Raw genomic sequence first — 17472 nt, forward strand, 5'->3', positions numbered from 1 at the left:
AAGTACGGGCAGCAGACAAGCAGGAATATGTGTACGTGTCAAGGGATATTTCGCACCTCCGGGCCCGGGGCGGGGTCGGGCGCCGGAGCTTCCTCCGCGGGGTGGAGCGCCCAGACGCCGCCTGCCCCAGTGGCTGGGCGCGTGGATTCCGCTTGTGCTGAGCAGAAGATTCGGTCTGCCTCTGACCTGCGGTTTTCTACTCCGCTATCTGGGTGCGCATCGTCCAGTGATAGGCCAGGGGGACCGTGCTCTGTCCGCTGGGGACGTCGTAGGGCCGCTCGAAGTGCTCGTAGCCGTTACCGTGCCGCAGTTTTACCTTCTCGGCGGGTCCGCTCTCGCCGGCGAGGGAAAGCCGCACCTTCCGTGCCGCGTCCGGAATATCCGCCGGACCGCCGATCAGTATGACATTCACAAGAGTTTGAGCCTGGCTGGTCGTGGATGATTCTGTCACTCTTCTACTCCCCCTCGGAGGGCTCTCGGTGCCGGTGCCTTCCGATGATGGATCGTCCAACCCCCCAAGAACACCCTTATCCTGGCCCCTACCGGAGCGGGGAGAGCTAGGGGGTGTGGTATGGCACGCGTTTCGGTTAGCCTCGTGCGGTGACGGTGCTCGGTGATTCCAGAAGTCGACCGGCCGGCGCGGTAATAGCGGCTCCCGCTTCCGCGCATATGACGAATACCGCCGCCGGGCCGCCCCGGCGGAAGCGCCCGGCGCGGCCCGCCCCGCACCCGGCCCCGCACCCGCCTTCGGTCCGCGTACCGCCCCCGGCCCGAGCCCACGTCCGCGTACCGGTCCGCGTACCGCCGGCGCCGCCGGCCGGAGCCCCGGCGCGCGCCCCGGCCCGTGCCGCGCCCCCGGCCCGCGCCCCGGCGTCGGCCCGCCCCGGCGGCCGCCCCCGTCAGCGCTCCCCGTGACCCTCCCGTACGCCCCCTCCCGTCCCCGGCGGCCCGCCGGAAGCGGACCGCCATCGGCGCCACGACCATCGCCGGTGCGGCCGCGGACCAGGGAAACAGCAGCTCAGAGGGGTTATCACGGGCCGGGGACAAGTGGGCAATCTCAGCGATGACAGTGGCCCGGAAAAGCTCTCACGCTGTAGACGTCGATCAACAGAAAACTACGCTCCGTAGCAACCCTCCCGGACGCCGCGCAGCGGACCGGAGGCGTGCCGTCGAGCACGCGGAGGTGGCGAGGAGCCGTGACCTGACCTGTCACAGAAACGGGGATACGAGATGCGGCTGCAACTGCTGGGGCCGGTTCACGCCTGGCGGCACGGCGTCGAACTGCTGCTGGGACCACCGAAACAACGAGCTGTCCTGGGGCTCCTCGCGAGCCGCACGGGAGACGCCGTCCACCTTGAGGAGATCATCGACGCCGTCTGGGGCAGCGCCGTCCCGCGCAGCGCCGTCAACGGAGTCCACACCTACGTCGCCGGGCTGCGCCGGGCGCTGGAGCCCGAGCGGGGCTGCCGCGAATCCCGCGGCCTGATCGTCTCCTCCGGCGGCGGATACTCGCTGCGGCTGCCCCACCGGGCCATCGACGCCCATGTCTTCGTCGATCAGCACGCGCGGGCCCGCCGGCTGCGCAACTCCGGCGACGCGGCCGGCGCGCTCGGCCTCCTGGAGGAGACCATGTCCCTGTGGCACGGGGAGGCGTACGCCGGAATCCCCGGCCCCTTCGCCGCCCGGGAACGCACCCGGCTGCACGAACTCCGCCTCGCCGCCGCCGAGGAATGGGCCGACGGACTGCTCTCCCTCGGCCGGGACGCCGAAGCCGTCTCCATGCTCGCCGAACTCGTCGCCGGGGAACCGCTCCGGGAGAAGCTGCACGGGCTGCTGATGACCGCCCTGCACCGGGTCGGCCGCCGCGCCGACGCGCTCGCGCTCTACCAACGGACCCGGCTGCTCCTGCGCGACGAACTCGGCATCGAGCCCGGGCCCGAACTGCGCGCCCTGTACGAGCGGATGCGCGGCGGCGCCCTCGACGACGCCGCCCCCGCCCGGCCCGCGACGGCTCCCGCCGCCGAACCGCCCCGCGCACCCGCCCCCGCCGCCTGGACGCGGCCCCGCCCCGCCCAATTACCGCCCCTCACCCGCGAATTCGTCGGCCGCGCCGTCGAGCGCGAGCAGCTGCGCCGCTACGTCGTCGACGACGACGGCCGCCCCCGCAACCGCACCACCATGGCCGTCATCACCGGCGCCCCCGGCGTCGGCAAGAGCGAACTCGCCCTCCGGATCGCCAGCGAACTCGCCGACGACTTCCCCGACGGACAGCTCTTCCTCGACCTCTGCGGCACCAGCGCCGAACGCGGACCGCTCACCGCGATGGAGGCCCTCGCGCTCCTGCTCCGCAGCCACGGCATCGACGACGCCCTCATGCCCGTCGACCTGGCCGGACGCACCGCCCTCCACCGCAGTCTGCTGTACGGCAAGCGGACGCTCTTCGTCCTGGACGACGCCTTCGACGCCGAGCAGCTGCGCCCCCTCATCCCGCAGGGACCCGCCTGCGTCCTCATCACCAGCCGCTGGCGGCACAGCGGACTGGTGGCCCGCGACGGCGCCTACCGCGTGGAGCTGGCGCCGCTCCCGCCCGACGAGTCCCTGACCCTGCTCACCCGGCTCGCGCCGGCCCGGCACATCCAGGAGGAGGCCGAGGCCATCGCCGGCATCACCCGACTGTGCGGCCATCTCCCGCTGGCCCTGCGCGTGGTGGCCGAGGCGCTCGCCGCCCGCCCCGAGGTCACCGCCGCCCAGCTGGCCGAGGCCATCGAGGTCGGCGCGATGGAGTCGCTCGACGTGGTGCGCGACGCCGCCGCCAGCCTGCGCAGCGCCTTCTACCGCTCCTACCGCGCGCTCGCCCCCGACGCCGCGCGCATGTTCCGGGCCCTCGGACGCCACGGCGGACCGGTGATCACCTCCGACACCGCCGCCGTGCTCACCGGCTGCGGCCAGACCCGCGCCCGGCTCCTCCTCGACGACCTCGCCGAGGCGCATCTGCTCGTGGAGACGGGAGAGGGACGCTACCGGTTCCACGATCTGATGGCCGCGTACGCCGCCGAGCGCGCCCGGGAGGAGGAGCCCGCGCCCGTCCGCACGCCCGTCCGCCGCATCAGCGGCCCCAGCGAGCCCTGTTCGTACACCTGGGACCACCGCACCAGAACCACCCTCGCCGTGCGCGACTCCCGCTGAAGACCGGAACCGGTCCGTACAGAGCGCGTCCAGACCCTCTGCAGAACGCCCGTCGCAGACTGATCGCGCACCGCACGGAGCACGACGGCCCGCGCACCGCGGGCCGTCCCGGTTTCCACCAAGGGAAGGTCTGCGCATGTCGTCCACTCTCTATGGCATTCCGGACTACTTCGATGTCATCGTCGTCGGCGGCGGGCCCGCCGGAGCGACCACCGCCGGGCTGCTCGCCAAGCGCGGACGCCGGGTCCTCGTCCTCGACCGGGAGCGATTCCCGCGCTACCACGTCGGCGAATCGCTCATCCCCGCGTTCATGCGGCCGATGCAGGAACTCGGACTGCCCGAACGGATGGACGCCCGCGGGTTCGAGCGCAAATACGGCGGCTCGCTGGTGTGGGGCAACAACCAGGTGCCGTGGAACTTCTCCTTCATCAAGGGCGGCCACCCCTACGCGTACCACACCCGCCGCGCCGACCTGGACTCGCTGATCCTGGACCGGGCCCGGGAGCTGGGCGCGTACATCATCGAGGACGCCACCGTGAAGGAGCCGCTGCAGAACGAGGACGGCCGGGTCACCGGCATCCGGTTCGCGCTGCGCGGCGAGGACGAGATCCAGGAGATCCGCGCCGGTCTCGTCATCGACGCCTCCGGGCAGGCCCGCGTGCTCAGCCGCCGGCTCACCGATCTGCGCTGGCACGACGAACTCCGCAACGTCGCCATCTGGACCTACTTCGACAACTGCGACCGGCTCCCCGGCGACGAGTACACGAACATCCTCATCGAGGGACTGGACGACGGCTGGTTCTGGGCGATCCCGATCGACAAGGGCACCATCAGCGTCGGATACGTGACCCGCTCCGCCACCGTCGGCTCCTCCGAGCAGTCGCTCCAGGAGCTGTTCCACGCGGAGATGGCCAAATCCACCAAGCTGAAGAAGATGATCGGCCCCGGCCGCCGCTCCGCGGGATTCCGCACCGCCCGCGACTGGTCCTACCACAGCAAGCGTTTCCACGGCGACGGCTGGGCCCTGGTCGGCGACTCGGCGGCCTTCGTGGACCCGCTCTTCTCCACCGGCGTCGCGCTGGCGACCCTCGCCGGAAGCGTCCTCGCCCAGATCGTCCACGAGATCATCGAGCACCCGGAGATCGAGGAGAAGGCCCTCGACCGGTACGCCACCGCCTACTCGGGCTTCTTCGACGAGATCCGCGCCTTCGTCGAGCGCTTCTACGACCGCTCCAAGTACAAGGAGTTCTACTACAGCCTCGCCCAGGAGATGATCGACCCGGAGAAGGAGCGCGAGCCCTCCCAGGACTTCGTCACGCTCATCTCGGGCCTCAGCGGCCGGCACCCCATGTTCAACATCAACCTCGACGACCTCATACCCGGGGCCGCCGCCGCCGACGCCGAAGCGGCGTCGTGACGGGCCCGCGCCGACGAGGCGCCCCGGCGAACCGCCCCGACCGCCGCCCGCGCCAAGGGCCCCCAAGAGCGCGCGAGGGAGGTCCTCGCCTGCCATGACCAGCCATCAAGTGCAGCTGCTGTTCCTGGATCTCGCGCTCATCCTGATCCTCGCGCGCGGCCTCGGCGCGCTGGCCGTCCGCGTCGGCCAGCCGCCGGTCGTCGGGGAGATCCTCGGCGGCATCCTCCTCGGACCCACCCTCTTCGGCACCTTCCTCACCGACCACCTCTTCACCCCCGAGGTACGCCCCCTGCTCACCGCGCTCGCCGACATCGGCGTCGCCCTCTTCATGTTCATCGTCGGCCTGGAGATCGAGCACCGGGCGCTGCGCGGCCGCACCCGGGTCAGCGCGGGCGCCGCGCTCGGCTCCACGCTGGTGCCCTTCGGGCTCGGCATCGCCCTCGCCTTCTACCTCCTGCGCGGACACGACACCGACCAGCGCGCCGCGTTCGTCGTGTTCATGGGACTCGCCGTCTCCGTCACCGCGTTCCCGGTCCTCGCCCGCATCCTCGCCGACCGTGGGCTCTCCCGTACCCAGATCGGCGGGCTGGCGCTGGCCACCGCCGCCCTCGTGGACGTCGTCGCCTGGTCCGCGCTGGCCGGGGTGCAGGCCGTGGTCGGCGGCGCCGACGACTACTGGCGGGTGATGCTGCTGGTCCCGTTCGCGCTGGCGCTGGTCGCCCTGCGCCCCCTGCTGCGCAGAATGCTCGCGCCCGGCGGCGCCCCCAGACCGCTCACCGCGAACCGCCTCGCCATCGTCCTCGTCGGAGCGCTGCTGTGCGCCGCCGCGACCGAGGCGATGGGCATGCACTACATCTTCGGCGCGTTCCTCTTCGGCGCGGTGCTGCCGCGCGAGGGCATCGGCGAACTGCGCGACGAGATCTGCGAACGCACGGGTCAGATGACCTCCCTGCTGCTCCCGGTGTACTTCGTCGTCGCCGGCCTCAAGGTCGACCTGCGCGGAGTGGGCCTCGACGGCCTCACCGAACTGGCCGTCATCCTGCTCGTGGCCATCGCCGGCAAATTCCTCGGCACCTACGCCGGAGCCCGCTCCCAGGGGCTGCCCGCCCAGGACTCGGCCACCCTCGCCGCGCTCATGAACACCCGGGGCCTCACCGAACTCGTCATCCTCGGCGTCGGCCTCCAACTGGGCCTCCTGGACGGCTCCCTGTACTCGCTCATGGTCGTCATGGCCCTGGTCACCACCGCCATGACCGGACCGCTGCTCACCCTGATCGACCGCCGCGCGGCCGGGCTCGGACCCCCGGCCGGGACCGGCGGGAAGGACGGCGGCGCACCCGGCGACGGCATCGGCGCGGGCGGAAGAGGCAACCATGCGGCTCGCTGAACGCGACGGGGAGATCGCCGCCCTCACCGGAACCCTTCAGGAGGCCGCCCGGGGCCTCGGCGGCGTCGCCGTGGTCAGCGGAGGCATCGGCAGCGGCAAGACCGAACTCCTCGACGCGGTGCGCGGACGCGCCCTCGACGACGGATTCGTCACCCTGCGCGCCACCGGCTCCTGGGCCGAACGCAACTCCCCGGGCAGCCTCCTCGGCCAGCTCGCACGGTACGCCGAAGCCCTCTCCGGCCGCGGCGACGACCTGGACCAGGCGCTGCGCCGGGTCGAGTCCATCCGCTCCGACGCCGACCACGGCGCCTACGAGCAGTGGCCGCTCGACCCGGCGACCACCGCCGCCCTGCACCAGCTCTGCACCGAACTCGTCCGGATCTCCGGCCGGGCCCCCGTGCTGCTCTGCGTCGACGACATCCAGTTCGCCGACTCGCTCTCGCTGCACTGGATCCTCCAGCTCGTGCGAGTGCTGCGCTCCTCGCCCATCGCCCTCGTCGTCGGCGAGTGCACCCTGTCCAAGTCCGCCCACCCCCATCTGCACGCCGAACTGCTGCGCCAGCCCAACTACCGCCGGGTGCTCCTGCGCAATCTCTCCGCCGACGGGGTGGCCGCGGTGCTCGCCGGCCACATGGACGCGGACCGGGCCTCGGCCCTCGCCGCCGACTGTCACCGCGTCAGCGGCGGCAACCCCCTCCTGGTCCGCGCGCTCGTGGAGGACCAGCGGCACGCCGCGCCGCTGCCCGGGACCGATCCCGCGCTCGCCGTCGGCGACGCCTACGCCGACACCGTCCTCAGCTGTCTGCACCGGGGCCGCACCCCGGCCCTGCATCTGGCCCAGGCGCTCGCCGTCCTCGACGAGCCCGACACCGGGACGCACCTCGCGGCCCGGCTGCTGGAACAGGACACCACCACCGTCGACCAGTGCGCGGCCGCCCTGGAGGAGGCCGGCCTCATCACCGGCGGCCGGCTGCGCCACCCCGCCGCCCGCGCCGCCGTCCTCCAGAACCTCTCCGCGCACACCCGCCGGGATCTGCACCGGCGGGCCGCGGAACTGCTGTACGAGGACGAGGCGAGCGCGGTGCGGATCGCGCCCCACCTCCTCGGCGCCGAGAGCGGACTGCGGAGCTGGGCCGCCACCGTGCTGCGGGAGGCCGCCGAGCGCTATCTCGCCGGCAACCGCGCGGCGGACGCCCACACCTGTCTCGACGCGGCGCTCGCCGTCTGCCAGGACGACGGCGAACGCGTCGCGCTCAAGGCCCAGCTGGCGGGCACCGCATGGGTGCTGAACCCGTCGATCAGCGCCCGGCACCTGGGCGAGCTGGCCTCCGCGCTCCGCGACGGGAAGCTCCCCGACCAGCACGCCCTCACCCTCGCCAAGCATCTGCTGTGGCACGGCCGCTTCGAGGAGGCCGTCGAGGCGATCGAGCGGATGGGCGAGGGCGACCGGTCCACGGACCCGGACGCGGCGGAGATCGGAGCCACCAGGGAACTCCTCTCGGCGACCTATCCGCCCCTGGTGGCCTCCGCCGTCCTCGCCGCCCCCGGCCCCTCCGGGCCCGACCGGCGGCGCGCGGCGCGCGGCGATGTGCGACGGCTGGGGGCGGCGGCCCTCACCCGGGTCCTCACCGGCGGCTGCGTCGTCACCGCCGTCGGCGACGCGGAAGCCTCGATGCGGTTTCTGCGCCTGGGCAAGAACACCCAGGAGTGGATCATGTGCGCGGTCGCGGCGCTCCAGTTCGCGGACCGTCTGGACGCCGCCGGCAGCTGGTGCGACCACTGGCTCGCCGAGTCCCGCACCCGGCGGGTCCCCCTGTGGGAGGCCGAGTTCTCCTCGCTGCGGGCCGGCATCCTGCTGCGCCAGGGCGATCTGACCACCGCGCGGCACTGCGCGGAGGCGGCGCTCGCCCGGGTCCCCGCGAAGAGCTGGGGCGTCTGTCTGGGCGGTCCGCTCTCCCATCTCGTCCAGGCGTCCGTCGACACCGGCGACTTCGAGGCGGCCGAGGAGTACCTCGACGTCCCCGTCCCCGAGAGCATGTACTCCACCCGCTTCGGCCTCTACTATCTGCACGCCCGCGGCCGCTACCACCTGCGGACCGGCCGCCCCTACGCGGCGCTGGACGACTTCACCGCCTGCGGCGGGCTGATGCGGGACTGGGGATTCGACCTGCCCGCGCTGGTGCCCTGGCGCTCCGAGTCGGCCCGCGCCCATCTGGCCCTCGGGGACCGGTCCAGGGCGCACCAGCTGGCCCGTGAGGAGCTGGCGCTCATCGGCCCCGGCCGCACCCGCTCCCGCGGGGTGACCCTGCGGGCCCTCGCCGCGACCGGGGAGCCCGCCGAACGCGTCGGGGTGCTCACCGAGGCCGCCGAGATCCTGCGCGAGAGCGGCGACCGGCTCCAGACCGCGCGCGCCTTCGCCGACCTCGGCCGCGCGCACCGGGAGACCGCCCGGCCCGCCCGGGCGCTGCCCGTCCTGGAGATGGCCGCCCGGCTCGCGGGGGAGTGCGGGGCCCGGCCGCTGGCCGCCGCCGTCGCCGGGGAGCTGGAACGGATCCGGCCGGGCCGCACCCGCTGCGCCGGGCCGGGCGACACGACCGCCGTCGCCGTCGGCCTGCTCAGCGGCGCCGAACGCCGGGTGGCCGTGCTCGCCGCGCACGGGCACACCAACAAGGAGATATCCAGAAAGCTCTGCATCACCATCAGCACGGTGGAACAGCATCTCACCCGGGTCTTCCGCAAACTCGGCGTCAAGGCGCGCAGAGACCTTCCCGCGGAAATCGTGCTGGAGGCCGCCGAATGACCGGCGATCGCCGAGTGACCGGCAGCCGCCTCATGAACGGAAATCGCCGAGCGGCCGGCAGCCGCCGATTGACCGGCAGCCGTCGCATGGCCGGCGGTGGCCGGAAGAACGGCACACGGCTCCCGCCCGGCGGCCGGCGGACCAGGTGTGCGCAAACCGGAGAGCGAGGGAGAGGCCACGTATGACAGCGAAGAACAAAAGCGCCCGGCAGTACGATGTGGCGATACTGGGCAGCGGGATGGCGGGCGGAATGCTCGGCGCGGTCCTGGCCCGCAACGGGGTGAAAGTGCTGCTGCTCGACGCGGGCACCCATCCGCGATTCGCGGTCGGCGAGTCCACCATTCCGTACACCTCGGGAATGACCCGGCTCATCTCCGACCGCTACGACGTGCCGGAGCTGATGGCGCTCTCCAGCCACAAGGGCATCAGCCGGCATGTCTCCAAGTACTGCGGCCAGAAACAGAACTTCGGGTTCGTCTACCACGAGGAGGGCAAGCTCCAGGACCCGGAGAAGATCAATCAGCTGGTCGTCCCCTCCGCGATCCGGACCGAGACCCATCTCTTCCGGCAGGACACCGACTCCTACCTCTTCAACATCGCCGTCAAATACGGGGCCCATCCGCAGCTCGCCACCCGCATCGCCGACGTCGAGATCGACCCCGACGAGGGAGCGGTGCTGCGCACCGACCGGGGCGAGGAATTCCGGGCCCATTACGTCGTCGACGGCAGCGGATTCCGCTCGCCGCTCGCCGAGAAGTTCGCGCTGCGGGAGACGCCCACCCGGGCCAGGACCCACTCCCGGACCCTCTTCACCCATATGATCGGCGTCACGCCCTTCGACAAGGCGCCCGCGGCCAGGAAGCACCGGCAGCCCAATCCCTGGCACAACGGAACGCTGCACCACGTCTTCGACGGCGGCTGGCTGTGGGTCATCCCCTTCGACAACCACCCCGAGTCGATCAACCCGCTGTGCAGCGTCGGGCTGACCCTGGACCCCAGGGTCTTCCCCAAGGACGAAACCCCCGGCCAGGAGGAGTTCGACGCCTTCCTCGCCCGCTTCCCCGAGATCGCCTGGCAGTTCAAGAACGCCAAGGCGGTCCGCCCCTGGGTGTCGACCGGCCGGCTCCAGTACTCCGCCAAGCAGGTCGTCGGCGAGCGGTTCTGTCTCACCTCGCACGCCGCCGGGTTCATCGACGCCCTCTACTCGCGCGGACTGACCAACACCATGGAACTCGTCAACGCCCTCGGCTGGCGGCTCATCGCCGCCTCCCGCGACGGCGACTGGTCGCAGGACCGCTTCAGCTATCTGGAAACCCTTCAGCAGGGTCTCTTCGACTTCCACGACAACCTCGTCCACAGCTCCTTCGTGGGATTCCGCGACTACGAACTGTGGAACGCGGTGAACCGCACCTGGATGCTCGGCACCATGCTGGGCAACGTCATGCTCGAAGACGCCTATTACCGATACACCCGCACCGGGGACGAACGGATACTCCTCGAACTGGAGAACAGCCCGCACCCCGGATCACCGCTGCCGGTCAGCGAGGGATTCATCGCCATGGGCGCCCTCACCGGCGATCTGTGCCGGTCCGTGGAGGAGGGGAACACCACGCCCACCGCCGCCGCGGCCCGCATTCTGGAGCACATCAGGGGGGCCGACTTCATCGCCCCCTCGTTCAGATTCGGCGAACGCGACACCCGGTGCTTCAACATGTCGCCCGCGAAAATGGCCACGAACGCGGTGTGGTGCCGCAAGGAAGCACCCCCGGAAATCGGACCGAGGATGATCAACGCGAGCAAGGGGCTGGTGCGCATGCGGCTGCGCGGCTGAGCGGTATTCCGTACTCCTGTACGGCGATGCCGCTCGCCGCGCACCCGTACGGCGAAACCGCATGGCGCCTGCCCGTACGGCGGGACCGTATTCCGCGCACCCGTACGGCAGGGCCGTAATGGACGCACCCGTACGACGGAAGAGAACCCCTACCCCCGAGGTAGGGGTTTTCCGTTGCGCGGACCCGTGGGTGAGGGGTGTTGTGGGGTCTTCCGGGCGGCGTACGCTGCCGGAAGGCGGGCGGAGAAGAATACCGAGGCGTCCCGGATGAATTCCGCGCCGAACTCCCGGGAAAGCCGGAAAACCCCCGTTCGCCGTCCCCCCGAATTCCCCTCACCGGCTCAGCACCGCACCATGACGAGAAGGCAGCGTATGGACGCGAACGCAAGGCAGCCCCTGGACTCCCGCCCGGCGCACGACCCCGGGCACTCGCTCGCCGTGGTCGGCATGGCGGGACGCTTCCCGGGAGCGGCGGACACCGACGCCCTCTGGCGGCTGCTGATGGACGGGGGCGACGCCGTCGGACCCGTGCCGGCCGACCGCTGGGACACCGCCGAACCGCTGGACCCCGAGCGCGAGATCCAGGCCGTCGGCGGATTCCTCGACGACGTGGACCGGTTCGACGCCGCCTTCTTCGGCATCTCCCCCCGCGAGGCCGCCGCGATCGACCCGCAGCAGCGCCTGATCCTCCACGAGACCTTCCGCGCGCTGGAGGACGCGGGCGTCCGCGCCTCCGACATCCGGGGCACCCGCACCGGCGTGTACATCGGAGCGTCCTGGCACGACTACGAACTCCTGCGCAAGGAGCGCGGCGCGCGCCCCACCCCGCACAGCCTCGTCGGCAACGCGCTCGACGTGATCGCGGCACGGGTCTCCTACGTCTTCGGACTGCGCGGCCCCAGCCTCACCGTGGAGACCGGCTGCTCCTCCTCGCTGGTCGCGCTGCACCTCGCCGCCCAGGCGCTGCGCCAGGGCGAGATCGAGGCGGCCGTCGTCGGCGGGGTGAATCTGATGCTCGATCCCCATGTCACCGTCGGCCTCACCCACTTCGGCGCGCTCTCGCCCGACGGCCGGTGCGCGACCTTCTCCGCGCACGCCAACGGATTCGTCCGGGGCGAGGGCGTCGCCGCGCTCTACGTCAAGACCCTGGAGCGCGCCCTCGCCGACGGCGACCGCGTGCACGCCGTCGTCCCGCGCACCGTCGTCAACAACGACGGCGGCGGCGAGAGCCTGGTGACCCCGAGCCCCGAGGGCCAGCGGGATCTGCTCGCCCGCGCGTACGGCGACGGAGCGGTCCCCGCCGACTCCGTCGTCTACGTCGAGGCCCACGGCACCGGCACCGGCCGCGGCGACCCGATCGAGGTCACCGAGATCGGCCGCGCGCTGGGCGCCCGCCGCACCCGGGGCGCGCTGGCCGTCGGCTCGGTCAAGACCAACATCGGCCACCTGGAGGCCGTCGCGGGTCTGGCGGGCCTCTTCAAGGTCCTGCTGGCGCTGCGGCACCGCACCGTCCCGCCGAGTCTGCACTGCGCCGAGCTCAACCCGGACATCCCCTTCGACGACCTCCGCCTCCATGTGGTGCGCGAGCCGCTCGCGCTGCCGGCCGGGGGACCGCTCGCGATGGGCGTCAACTCCTTCGGCTGGGGCGGCACCAACGCCCATGTCGTGGCGGTGACGCCGCCCGAGCCGCCCCTCGCGGAAGACGTCCCCCCGCCGCCGACCGGGACGCCGCTCCTGGTGCCGCTCTCCGCCAGGACCGTGCCCGCCCTCGGTCTGCGCGCGGCGCGGCTCGCGCCCGAGCTGGCCGTACTCGATCTCGCCGACACCGCGGACACCCTCGCCCGGCGGCGGGACCACCACCCCGAGCGCGCGGCGTTCCTGGCCGACTCCGCCGATCTGCTCCGGGCCCGGCTGGAGGCCTTCGACCCGGCCGCCGACACCGTCCCGGAGGGCGTCGTCCGGGGCCGGGCCGTCCCGCACGGGCGGACCGCCTTCGTCTTCCCCGGCCAGGGATCCCAGTGGGGGGCGATGGGGCGCGAACTGTACCGGGACAGCCCGCTCTTCGCCGAGGTCGTCCAGCGCTGCCGGGCCGCCCTCGCCCCGCACGTCCCCTGGGATCTGCTCGACGCCTTCGCGGACGGGCGCGGCGCGGCCGGCGAGGTGTGGACGACCCGGATCGACATGCTCCAGCCGACGCTGTGGGCGATGTCCCTCGGCCTCGCTGAGCTGTGGCGGGCCTCCGGCGTGGAGCCCGACGTCGTACTCGGGCACAGCCAGGGCGAGATCACCGCGGCCACCGTCGCGGGCGTGCTCAGCCACGAGGACGCCGCGCTGATCGTGGCCCGGCGCAGCGCCATCGCCATGCGCACCTCGGGGAACGGCCGGATGCTCGCCGTCGACCTGAGCCGGGCGGCGGCCCTCGAAGCCCTGGAGGGCTTCGAGGACAGCGTCTCCCTCGCCGTGCACAACGGCCCCAGCTCCTGTGTGCTGTCCGGCGAGAAGGACGCCGTGCTCACGCTCAAGGAACTCCTGGAGGCCGAGGGGACCTACTGCCGGCTCGTCAATGTCGACTACGCCTCCCACAGCCCGCAGATGGACCCGCTGGAGCCGGATCTCCTCGCCGCGCTCGCCCCCGCGACCCCGCGCGCCGGATCGGTCCCGCTGATGTCGACCGTGCGCTCCCGGGTGCTCGAAGGACCCGGCATGGACGCCGCCTACTGGGTGGAGAATCTGCGCCGTCCCGTGCTCTTCGCCGACGCGATGAACGCGCTCCTGGACGACGGGGTCACCCATGTGGTGGAGATCAGCCCGCACCCCGTGCTCGCCCCGGCCGTCGAACAGCTCGGCGCGGCCCGCGAGACGCCGCCCGCCGTCCTCACCACCCTCCGCCGCCACCACGGCGGACGCGAGGACTTCGCGCGGGCCCTCGCCGCCGCCTACGTCGGCGGACTGGAGCCCTTCGCCGCCCAGCCCCGGGGAGCCCTCGCGCCGGTCCCCGGATATCCGCTCGACGGGGACCGCCACTGGACGCCGCGCCGCGGGCGGAGCCCCGCCGCCGCCCGGGGCCTCACCATCGAGCCCGTCCCCGTCCCCGGCCGCCCCGGCGTCCGGCAGGCCGGCCTCGAACTCGCCCTCCCCGACCTCCCGTGGCTCGCCGACCACCGGGTGCACGACGCTCCCGTACTGCCCGCCGCCGCCATGCTCAACCTCGCCGTCCAGCTGGCCCGCGCCCGCACCGGAAGCGGACCGCTCCGCCTCGACGACGTCGTCTTCGACGCCGGGATCGCCCTCGGCGACGACCCCGTCCGCCTCACCGCCGAATGGCACGACACCGACGCCGGCGGCGCGTTCCGCCTGCTCTCGCTGCCCCCCGGCGCGGACGACTGGACGGCGAACGCCACTGCGCGGATCGGCCGGGGCGCGTACGGACCCGAACTGCCGGAGTTCCCGGCCTGGCACGGGAGCGAGGGCGCCGGCGCGGACGGCGGTCCGGAGGCCGCCGGGCCCGGCGGCCCAGCGCCCGCCCCGGCCGCCGAGACCTTCTACGACGACTGCGCCCGGCGCGGTCTCGGCTACGGCCCCGCCTTCCGGTGCGTCACCTCCCTGCGGGTGCGCGGCTCGGGCGCGGAGGCGCTCGGCGAGGTGGTCCTCGGCGAGCGGCAGTCGGCGGCGAACCGGGCGGGCGCCCTCCACCCCGCGCTCTGGGACGGCGCGCTCCAGGTCTCCCTCGCGCTGGACGGCACGCAGGACACGACGGCCCTGGTCCCGGCCTCCGTACGCTCCGTACGAATCCTCCACGACCCGGACCGGCCCGTCGCCCGGCTGTGGTCGCACGCGGTGCGCCGCGACGACGGCGAGGTGGACGTGGTCCTCTTCGACGAGGAGCGCAAACCGCTGCTCGTCATGGAGCGGCTGGCGCTGCGCCCCCTCCCGGCCGGGGACGGACGCACGGACGACGAGACCCGGCTGCACCGCCTGGAGTGGACCGACGCCGCTCCCCCCACCCCGGCCCGGGACCCGGGCCGCTGGACCGTCCTCGGCGACGGCTCCGGCCGGGCCGCCGCACTCGCCGAGGCGCTCGCCGCGCGCGGCGCCCGCGCCCACTGGACCGGCCCGGACGCCCCGCCCGACGACGGGAACGCCGACGCGGTCGTCTTCGTCGCGCCCGCCGCCGACGCGGGCCACCCGGCACAGCGCGCCGGACTCGGCGCGCTCGCCGCCCTCGTACGCCACTGCACCGCCCGGTCCGTCCCCCCGAGGCTGGCCGTCGTCACCGACCGCGCCCAGGCCCCGGGCGGCGACCGCGCCCCCGACCCCGGCGCCGCCCAGTACTGGGGCTTCACCAGGGTGCTCCGCCGCGAACACGGCGAGCTGGAGCCCCGGCTCCTCGACGTGGCCGCCGACGACGCCGACTGGGCCCGGTCCTGCGCCGCCGAACTGCTCGACGGCACGGAGGACCAGATCGCCCTGCGCGGGGAGCGCCGCCTCGCCGCGCGGATCGTCCGCGGCTCCGCGGCCGCCCCGGCCCCCGGACTGCCCGCGCCCCGCACCCCGTACCAGCCCTTCCGCTTCCGTCCGGCCGCCGGGGGAGCGGTGGAGCCCGTACCGCTGGAGCGCCGCCCGCCGGGCCCCGGGGAGATCGAGGTCGAGATCGCCGCGACCGCGCTGGACCCGGCCGACGCGCGGGCCGGGGCCGGGCCGGACCTCGGCCGCTCCTGCGCCGGAGCCGTCGTCGCGCTCGGCCCCGGCGTCACCCGACTCGCCCTGGGCGACCGGGTCGTGGCCTGCGGGCCCGGCGCGCTCGCCAGCCATCTCACCGTACGCGCCGACCACGCCCGGCCCGTACCGGAGACGCTCGCCGACGACGAGGCCGCCGCCCTCCCGCTGCCCCTCGTCATCGCCCGGCACGCGCTCACCGACCTCGGCCGGCTCGAACCGGGGGAGACGGTCCTCGTGCACACGGCGGGCGACGGTCTCGGGATCGCGGCCGCCAGGACCGCCCGGGCCCTGGGCGCGCGGGTCCTCGCCGCCGACGCCCACGAGGAGGGCCGGGCCCGCTTCGCCGCCGCGGGCTTCACCGGCGTCCTCGACAGCGCCGACCCGTTCTGGCACCAGCGGGTGCGGGAGGCCGCCGGGGGCCTCGGCGTCGACCTCGTCCTCGGCCCGCTCGCCGCCGACGCCCTCGGCTCCGACCTCGAACTGCTCGCCCTGGGCGGCCGGTTCGTCGACACCGGGGGCGCGACCCCGGGCCGTACGCTCGGCCTCGACGCGCTGCGCGGCGGCATCGCCCTGGCCGCGGTCGACGCCGACGCGCTGATCCGGACCCGGCCCGACCGCTTCGCCCGGCTGCTGGCCGAGGCGTGGGAGAGCGTCGCCGACGGCGCGCAGCCGCCCCTCCCCGTACACCGCCGTCCCTTCGCCGAGGCCGCCCGGGCCCTGCGCGACCTCCCGCGCGGCGAACGCGTCGTCCTCGCCGACCCCCGGTCGGTGACCGGCGCCGTCCCCGAACCCCTGCCGGACGGACGCCCGCGCGCGAACGGGACGTACCTGATCACCGGCGGTCTCGGCGCACTCGGACTCTCCCTCGCCGAACACCTCGCCGGCGCGGGCGCGGGCGGGCTCGTCCTGCTCGGACGCTCGGCTCCCGGGGCCGGGGCCGAGCGGCGGATCCAGGCGCTGCGCGCCGCCGGCACCCGGGTCGAGACGGCGCGCTGCGACATCGGCGACCGCGCCGCCCTCGACGCCGTCCTGACCCGGGTGCGCGCCGAACTGCCCCCGCTGCGCGGAGTCGTGCACGCGGCGGGCGTGCTGGACGACGCCACCGTCACCGGCGTCACCTCCGCCCAGCTGGACTCCGTCCTCACCCCCAAGGCCGACGGCGCGCGCCACCTGGACGCGGCCACCGAGGGCGACCCGCTGGACTTCTTCGTCCTCTTCTCCTCGGCGGCGGCCCTCGTCGGCAACCCGGGACAGGCCGTGTACGCGGCGGGCAACGCCTTCCTCGACGCGGTCGCCGAGTCCCGCAGGCGGCGCGGCAGGACCGCCCTGAGCGTGCAGTGGGGGCCGTTCGCCGGGATCGGCCTGGCCGCCGACGCCGGGGGACTGCGCGGCGCGCGGCTCGCCGAACGCGGCATGGGCGGCATCACCCCCGAGGAGGCGTGGCCCGCGCTGCTGCGGCTGCTGGAGCGGGACGAGACGGTCGTCGGCCAGGTGCCCATCGATCTGCGCCAGTGGTTCGACGCCTATCCGGACACCGCCGCCCTGCCCAGCTGGGAGCGGCTCGCCGCCGCCCGGGACGGCGGCCCCGCCGCCGGCTCCGGGGCGGGCCTCCGCGCCCGGCTGCGCACCGCGCCCCCCGGCGACCGGGCCGCTCTGGTGGCGGACGCCGTACGGGATCTCGCGGGCCGGGTCCTGCGCATCGACCCCGCCGCGCTGGACGGCGGGACGCCGTTCAAGGCGCTCGGCCTGGACTCCCTGATGAGCCTCGAACTGCGCAACCTCCTCGAAGCGGCCACCGGGCTGAAGCTGTCGCCGACCCTGCTCTGGTCCTACGGCAGCCCGGCGGCGCTCGCCGGGGCGCTCGCCGAGCGACTGCTCGCGGGGGCGGAGCCCGGGGCGGGTCCGGAGCCGGAGCCGGAGCCGGAGCCGGGAGCGGCCGGGGCGCCGGACGCGGCGGGCCCGGGGCCGGACGCCGATACGGACGCCGATACGGACGCCGATACGGGCCCGGAGCCGGCGGGCCCCGCGGCGGCGGACCCGGCGGCCATGGCCGGGACGGCAGGAGCGACCACAGGAGTGACGGAGTGACGAACGAGCCGACCGCCCCGCCGCGCCCCCCGACGGCCCACCCC

The 17472-nt window shown here is 74.0% G+C and carries 7 protein-coding genes; 6 read left to right on the forward strand and 1 reads right to left on the reverse strand.

The features are described 5' to 3' along the window. Positions 1-196: 196 nt before the first annotated feature. Positions 197-451: a DUF5988 family protein gene (locus ACF089_RS21820; RefSeq protein WP_392028977.1), complete on the reverse strand. Its 255-nt coding sequence runs from the start codon at positions 449-451 to the stop codon at positions 197-199. A 779-nt stretch (positions 452-1230) separates the two neighbouring features. Between ACF089_RS21820 and ACF089_RS21825 the strand changes: the two genes are divergently transcribed. The 6 genes from ACF089_RS21825 to ACF089_RS21850 all read left to right on the forward strand — a co-directional run bounded on the left by ACF089_RS21825 (position 1231) and on the right by ACF089_RS21850 (position 17428). Beyond that, positions 1231-3186, forward strand: coding sequence for a BTAD domain-containing putative transcriptional regulator (locus tag ACF089_RS21825; RefSeq protein ID WP_392028979.1), 1956 nt, complete (start codon positions 1231-1233; stop codon positions 3184-3186). Between the two features lie 136 nt (positions 3187-3322). Beyond that, complete coding sequence (locus ACF089_RS21830) at positions 3323-4603, forward strand: NAD(P)/FAD-dependent oxidoreductase (protein ID WP_392028981.1); 1281 nt, start codon at positions 3323-3325, stop codon at positions 4601-4603. A gap of 94 nt (positions 4604-4697) precedes the next feature. Further along, positions 4698-5990 (forward strand): cation:proton antiporter, encoded by a 1293-nt coding sequence (locus ACF089_RS21835; protein WP_392028983.1) that lies wholly within the window; start codon positions 4698-4700, stop codon positions 5988-5990. After that, positions 5977-8790, forward strand: a complete 2814-nt coding sequence (locus tag ACF089_RS21840; protein WP_392028985.1) for a BREX system ATP-binding domain-containing protein — start codon at positions 5977-5979, stop codon at positions 8788-8790. The genes ACF089_RS21835 and ACF089_RS21840 overlap by 14 nt, the downstream gene beginning before the upstream one ends. A 181-nt stretch (positions 8791-8971) precedes the next feature. Next, positions 8972-10621 (forward strand): NAD(P)/FAD-dependent oxidoreductase, encoded by a 1650-nt coding sequence (locus ACF089_RS21845; RefSeq protein ID WP_392028987.1) that lies wholly within the window; start codon positions 8972-8974, stop codon positions 10619-10621. Positions 10622-10993: 372 nt separating this feature from the next. After that, positions 10994-17428 (forward strand): SDR family NAD(P)-dependent oxidoreductase, encoded by a 6435-nt coding sequence (locus ACF089_RS21850; RefSeq protein ID WP_392028989.1) that lies wholly within the window; start codon positions 10994-10996, stop codon positions 17426-17428. Positions 17429-17472: the final 44 nt, after the last annotated feature.

Source organism: Streptomyces sp. NPDC014894 (assembly GCF_043080985.1).
GTDB lineage: Bacteria > Actinomycetota > Actinomycetes > Streptomycetales > Streptomycetaceae > Streptomyces.